6 protein-coding genes are annotated in these 6,822 nt (G+C 50.6%); all 6 read right to left on the minus strand.

Annotation, left to right across the window (positions count from 1 at the left end; all coding sequences use genetic code 11):
• Nucleotides 1-972: glycine cleavage system aminomethyltransferase GcvT (gene gcvT / locus IQ219_RS14940; RefSeq protein ID WP_194073135.1), on the minus strand; the 972-nt coding region annotated here is incomplete at its 3' end.
• A gap of 167 nt (nucleotides 973-1,139) precedes the next feature.
• Nucleotides 1,140-3,050 (minus strand): molecular chaperone DnaK, encoded by a 1,911-nt coding sequence (dnaK, locus tag IQ219_RS14945; RefSeq protein WP_194073131.1) that lies wholly within the window; start codon nucleotides 3,048-3,050, stop codon nucleotides 1,140-1,142.
• Between the two features lie 202 nt (nucleotides 3,051-3,252).
• Nucleotides 3,253-5,397: an IMS domain-containing protein gene (locus tag IQ219_RS14950; protein WP_194073132.1), complete on the minus strand. Its 2,145-nt coding sequence runs from the start codon at nucleotides 5,395-5,397 to the stop codon at nucleotides 3,253-3,255.
• 193 nt (nucleotides 5,398-5,590) lie between these two features.
• Nucleotides 5,591-5,920, minus strand: coding sequence for a hypothetical protein (locus tag IQ219_RS14955; RefSeq protein ID WP_347338244.1), 330 nt, complete (start codon nucleotides 5,918-5,920; stop codon nucleotides 5,591-5,593).
• A gap of 96 nt (nucleotides 5,921-6,016) precedes the next feature.
• Nucleotides 6,017-6,511 carry a hypothetical protein gene (locus IQ219_RS14960; protein WP_194073133.1) on the minus strand — a complete coding sequence of 165 codons (495 nt, stop codon included), beginning with the start codon at nucleotides 6,509-6,511 and terminating at the stop codon, nucleotides 6,017-6,019.
• On the minus strand, nucleotides 6,492-6,822 hold a 331-nt coding region (locus IQ219_RS14965), incomplete at its 5' end, for a uroporphyrinogen-III synthase (protein WP_194073134.1). The genes IQ219_RS14960 and IQ219_RS14965, both read right to left, overlap by 20 nt.

Genomic DNA, 6,822 nt, shown 5'->3' on the forward strand with positions numbered 1-6,822 from the left:
AGAGACAGGGGTGCCACTGGTAACAATGCCAATATTTTCGCCCTTGTGTATGAGGGGATAGTCATGGCGGCCAATTTGTTTTCCCAACATTTCCAAGCCCACTAGGCGTTTTTCAATTCCGTTGGTTTTTTGTTGCTCCAACACAGAACGACCAATAAAATCACCTTTGCTATCGAGGTGAACTAACCAACCTAAACCCGCTTCCAGGGGCGTGGTGTGGTCATCCATGTCCTGGCCGTACAAACCCATGGCCGCTTCTAAGCGCAGGGTGTCCCTAGCCCCTAAACCGCAGGGAGCAACATCTTTTCGCAGAAAAGTTTGCCAGAGTTGTTGTCCCACTTCAGGGGAAACCATAATTTCAAAGCCGTCTTCCCCGGTGTACCCCGTCCGGGCAATAAAAGCCTTTGCCCCCAGCAATTCCGTTTCCAAATGACCAAAGGCGGGTAAACCGTCTAAATCCCCACCAACTAATGGTTGCAAAACGCTGACTGATTCTGGGCCCTGGAGGGCAATTAAGACCTGTTCCCTAGATAAATCTTGCAAATCAATTACTTGAGATAAATGTCCCAGTAACCATTGCTTATCCTTCTCCGTAGTGGCGGCATTGACAATCAGAGTGACCTCCTCCTGTCCCTCTTGGTTTTTCCCTTGGTCATAAACAATAATGTCGTCAATAATGCCCCCCTGTTCATTTAACAGCACTGTATATTGGGCTTTACCGGGGGTGAGGCGAGCCAGATCTGAAGGCACTAAACTTTGCAACGCCGTCAAAACGTCCGCCCCAGTCAGGACGAATTTACCCATGTGGGAAATGTCAAACATCCCCACCTTTTCCCGCACCGCCTGATGTTCCTGTTTTAACCCCGTAAACTGTACTGGCATTTCCCAGCCAGCAAAGGCCGTTAGTTTAGAGGTTTGTTGACCAATAAGGTCGTAAAGGGGAGTGCGTAGGGCGGGAGCAGAATTGGCCACAGTGGTTTTGATTCCAGAAAAAGTCCTGCCTAAATCATAGTTTTTTCCCACGGAAATCACAAAAAATCCCCCCAGTAAGGGAGGATCTTGGCATGTGATTACCCCAAAATTGGGGGCTAGGGAGTTTTCAACACAGGTTTTCAAACAACAAAGCTGAAAAACCAGAATTATTTCTCGGGCTCAGAGAATTCCGCATCGATGACATCATCGCCACCACCACTGCTAGTGCCTGCTTCAGGGCCAGCACCGGGGGCACCTACCCCAGCCTCTGCTCCAGCCTGTTGGTACATATTGGAACCAATGCTGTAGAGGACCTGTTGTAGTTCCGGCATCACCGTTTGGATTTTGGCGTCATCTTCCTGGGCCACAGCTTCTTTGAGGTCTTTGATCAAACCTTCAGCCTTGGTTTTGTCGGCAGCGGGCACTTTATCACCCAACTCAGTGATTTGTTTTTCCGCTTGGTACACCAGGGAGTCCGCTTGGTTTTTGCGGTCAATTTTCTCCCGACGTTCCTTGTCGGTGGCGGCATTGGACTCAGCTTCCTTCACCATCCGGTCTACTTCCGTATCGGGCAGGGTGGAAGCGCCGGTGATGCTGATGGATTGTTCCTTACCCGTACCCCGGTCTTTGGCAGTGACGTTCAGAATACCGTTGGCGTCGATGTCAAAGGTAACTTCGATTTGGGGCACACCCCGGGGAGCAGGGGGAATACCGTCTAGCCGGAAGGTCCCCAAACTCTTATTGTCGTTGGCCATTTCCCGTTCTCCTTGGAGCACATGGATTTCCACGTTGCTTTGACCGTCCACAGCGGTGGAGAAGGTTTCGGATTTCTTGGTGGGGATGGTGGTGTTGCGGGGAATGATTTTGGTCATGACGCCCCCTAGGGTTTCCACGCCCAAGGAGAGGGGAGAAACGTCCAGGAGCAGAATATCCTTGACTTCCCCGGAGAGTACACCTCCCTGAATAGCAGCACCAACGGCTACCACTTCATCGGGGTTAACCCCTTGATTGGGCTCTTTACCGAGGATTTTTTTCACCACTTCCTTCACAGCGGGGATCCGGGTAGAACCACCCACCAGCACAATTTCATCCAGGGCGGATTTATCGATTTTGGCATCCCGAATAGCGTTTTCGACGGGTACACCACAGCGGTCAATCAGATCGGAACAAATTTCTTCAAACTTGGCCCGGGATAGGGTGGTGTCTAAATGCTTTGGTCCATCCTGGGTAGCAGTGATGAAGGGCAGGTTAATTTCCGTTTGGCTCACGCCAGACAGTTCAATTTTGGCTTTTTCCGCTGCTTCGGTTAATCGTTGCAGGGCTTGCTTATCCTTGCGAAGATCGATGCCTTCAGCTTTTTGGAATTCACCGGCCAGGGAATCCACAATTTTTTTGTCGAAGTCGTCCCCTCCCAAGTGAGTATCTCCAGAGGTAGCTAATACTTCAAATACCCCTTCCCCTACTTCGAGGATAGAGACGTCAAAGGTACCGCCCCCTAGGTCAAACACCAGAATCGTTTCGTTATCTTTTTTGTCTAGACCGTAGGCCAGGGAAGCGGCGGTGGGTTCGTTGATAATTCTGAGTACTTCGATACCGGCAATTTTACCCGCATCTTTGGTGGCTTGCCGTTGAGAATCGTTGAAATAGGCAGGAACGGTGATGACGGCCTGGGTAACGGTTTCCCCTAGGTATTTGCTGGCATCGTCCACCAATTTCCGCAACACCTGGGCAGAAATTTCTTCCGGGGCAAACTGTTTTCCCTGGGCGGGGCAGTCTAGCTTGACATTGCCGTTACCGTCTTTAACTACGCTGTAGGCAACTTCGGTGGCTTCATTGGTAATTTCATCAAATTTACGACCAATGAAACGTTTAACTGAATAAAATGTATTGCCTGGGTTCATCACTGCTTGACGCTTGGCAATTTGCCCCACTAGGCGATCGCCATTTTTGGCATAACCAACCACCGAGGGGGTAGTGCGAAAACCTTCTGCATTGGCGATAACAGTGGGTTTCCCCCCTTCCATTACGGCCACGCAGGAATTGGTAGTACCGAGGTCAATCCCAACAACTTTTCCCATAATTTTAATTAACTCCCGTTAACAAGTAAGAATATCAGACACAAAGACGAACCAAGGAGCCATGGCTCTAGCCACTGCCCAGGACCGATGCGTTCACACTCTTATAGTGACGGTAGGGGCTTGGTTCTCGGAAGTGCAGGTTTCCGTACCTATGGGGGGATTAAGCCGTATGCCACCGTCGATGGGGCATCAATGGCCAGCACTAACGGGGGCTATTTACCACTTGGATTTGGGCAATTTTCCATACCCCTTGGTGACGTACTAGTTGGTAGCGTACAGTCAGGTCGTCTTTGGTGGCGGCTCCTTTCTGCTTTTGGTTAGCTAAAGTAAAGGGCTGGCTAATTTCTTCTACCCGGGCGGTAACTGTGGCTCGGTTGGGGTCTTGGGGACTAACTTGATAGTCGAGAATTTGTAACTTATGTTCGTACTGGTGATAGATTTTTTGGGATTGATCCCGTTGGGCCCGGCCCCGTTGTTGGGCAAGGAGATTGGGGGCCAACACATTTTGCAACGCCCCGACATCATAGTTCTGGCCAAAGGCTAACTTTTTACTATCAAGCCAGTTTTGCACTACCATCTGACCCACCTGTTGATTGAAGTTGGGTTGACTAAGAATTAAATTCCGGCTGGTGGCTTCATCGGGGATCAATTCTGAGGGCTGATCCAGGGACACATCTAAGGGATCTTCCAATAAACTGCCCAGGGGATCGCCAGTACGATTAATAATTAAGGCAGTGGCGCCCCCCACAATACCTGCAAGGCATAGCAAAAAAATGCCAAAGCGCACCGGTTTAATGGTCACCCGTTTTTTTCGCCGCCGGGGAGGTTTATGGTCGCTGATGGGTTCTAGGGGGGGATTGCCAGAGAAACCATTGCTGGCACCATCTCCACCAATGCCATTAGTGCCTAAAGAATCAGTGTCGTAGGCGATCGCCGGGGAGAGGGTAGTGACGGCCAAACCACTAACATTGTCGGCGCTGGGGAAAACATCGTCTCGGGAACGTCTTGGACTGCGTCCCCGTCGAGGGGGAACGGTGGGGGTCAAAGGGCGATCGGGAAGGGCGGCGGAACTATGTACCATGGGAGTTTCCGATTCCGTTGCGGTGCTAAGGAGGGCAGGGGAAGCAAAAGAATTGTCAGTGGTGAGGGAATCCGGCTCTAGTTGTTCTAGATACTGCTGAACGGAGGGATTGTTGAAATAGGCATTGGGGGAAAGGGTCTCTGGAGAAAGATCCCTAAAGTAAGGGACAATCTCTTCCTCTAGCCACTGCTCAGTGAAAGTATAAAAAGCAGTCAGAGGATCTTCCCCTGCCGCCAACTTAGATTCGAGGCCAGCTACTATTTTGGGATCTCCCTGGTCGATCGCCGCCAGAACAATTTCCGTTTGACCCAATAATAATTCACAAATTGCCTTTTCTAGGGCCAAATCTTGACAATTTTCCAACTGTGTCACTAAAGACTTGGCTTCGACAATGGCCATGGGCTCCTGTTCCTTCACCCCCTCGGCCATCAGACTATGGACTGCCAAGTAGCTAGCCACTAAAGACGGCCGTTGACTTTCAGGTAAAAATAGGGCGTTTTGCTCGGCCACCGTGAGATGACAGCGCAGTTGGTGGATAAATTTTAAAAAGTCATCATTTCCCAACCCAGAATAATCTTCCCCCTTACCTTCAATGCCGCCCCGGTCCTGCACCATGGCCTGTAACAGAGCTAGACCCTGCTGACGTTGCTCTTCCCCTTGCCCTTCTTTGGCTAAAAGTTCGAGGATACGGTAGGGCCGCAGACGGTATAGTTCCTGACGGATTTCTGCTTCCAAAGCAGGGAAATCATTATCTTGTTGCAACCGAGCTATGGCTTTAAGGCTGGCGGTAGCGGCAAATTCATACTGCTGTTGTTGCCACCGTTCCCGGCTCAGTTCCCAGTGGGCCAAAATGACCGAGAGTAAATAGTCCTGGGGCATGCCCCCCGCCGGAGGGTTTGGGTCATGGAGGACTGGCTCACCATACTTGAGCACCAGTTCGTATTCCCCCAAATCCAACAGGATTAACAATGCTCCAATCTTTTGCTCTGGGCTACATTCCAACTCCGGAGTAGTTAGGGGCAACGCCTCCCCCAGAGCTTCGTCCATGGCCCCCCACCACTCTTGGTCGTAGGCCTGGCGTTTTTCCTGATCCCGCAGGGTTTCATAGGCGATCGCCAGTAGTTGATTGCGGATAGTAACTGCGGCGTCACTAAATTCCCGCCGGGGTAATTGCAGAAGGCGATCTTGGTAGGCCTGCTCAATGGTTTCCCCACCACTCTGGGGAGGAATGCCTAAAATACGATAAAAGTCGAGGGGGATAAACACCGGAAAAAGCCTTGGCAGGACAGGTTCAGTTTAAAAGCTTATAGGGAACTAGCACGGGATAGCGCTGACGGTTTTTAGGCAGTCAGAAGACATGTTAAAGGCTAATACCATACTATACGACAGCTTTTTTGTGACCAATAATTCGAAAAAAAGCGAAAAACCTGCTCTGTTAGCCCCGATTTCGCCTGCAAAACTACTCTACGTCCCCACTGCCCCCAGGAGCCTGCCAGGTGGCCACTGACCTCAAGCTAGGGGGAATAATCTCATCATAGGGAAATTCCAGTAGGGTTTCCGACGTCATCAGATAGCCAGAATTGAGAAAAAATAGTAACAGTCTCCCCAGGGCTACCCACACCGCCTCGTCGAATTCCCAATCCTTACCCCGCCCACTATGGCAGGCGATCGCCTGGAGGGCCCAAAAGTAATTATTACGAACAATGGAACCGCCCTTTTTATAAGCTGGTAAATCCTCAGCGGCAATGATCAGTAAATCCGCCGCCGCCAACCAACATTTCATTGACACCTCAACTAAGCCAACAGAGTCACCACAGGGGATTAAAAAAATTAAAGGAAAGCCTGGGAGATAAGTTCACAGGTTCTTGACAGCAACCTGGGGAGACTAGAGATCCACCACCGCTTCCACCTGCATTTGACCATCAATGATGGCCTGGCAAAGCACCTGACTCTGCACAACACTGCAAGTGCCTGCGGCTTCTGACAAGGTTTCGTCAACAATGCCATCTTCCGCGGTCCAGAGGAAAGTACCAATGACATTGTATTGATTGTTATTCAGCTTCCCAGCAGCCAGCAAAGGTTTGTCGTTGTATTCCAACACAAAGGAAAAGCCCATCTCGTCGGCATTGTCGTAGTGGAAATTGATCGTGCCATCCCCCTCCGTTACGGACAGTTGATTGCAGTCCATGGCAATTTCTTCGGTGGGACCTTTTAACCGTACTGCACATTGCTGGGCGGCGAAAGTGGTTTGGGTTTGGACACTTTCCTTGAAAATGGTTTCCTGACTGCGAACGGCAGGGGCAAACATCATTCCCCCCAGGGCAGTGATGGCCGCCATCAGAGGTATGGGAGCGGCAGGGTTAAGAATTTTGGTGAACATAATCAATAATGGCCCCGGTTAGGCCTTCTAGGGTATATTCCGTTGCTTCAATGTCCACCTGTCCCAATTCCTGTAAACAGCGCTCGGAAGTTTGGGGGCCAATGGAAGCAATCTGGCAATGGTTAATTAAACATCGCCAATCTTGGTAACCGTCAGCTTGACTAGTTTGGGCCAACAGTTGCCGGAAGTGGGTGACGGTTTTGGAGCTGGCAAAGGTAATCACATCCACATTGCGGTTAAGGATACTTTGCCACACTTCTTCGGGCATATGGGCGGGGCAAGCGGATTGATAAGCGGGCACTTCCGTCACC

Source organism: Synechocystis sp. LEGE 06083 (assembly GCF_015207725.1).
In the GTDB taxonomy this organism is placed as follows: domain Bacteria; phylum Cyanobacteriota; class Cyanobacteriia; order Cyanobacteriales; family Microcystaceae; genus Synechocystis; species Synechocystis salina.

Excerpts from the sequence above, each read along its gene's own strand:
- dnaK (WP_194073131.1), bottom strand. The coding sequence starts at position 3,050 with ATGGGAAAAGTTGTTGGGATTGACCTCGGTACTACCAATTCCTGCGTG.
- IQ219_RS14960 (WP_194073133.1), bottom strand. The coding sequence starts at position 6,511 with ATGTTCACCAAAATTCTTAACCCTGCCGCTCCCATACCTCTGATGGCG.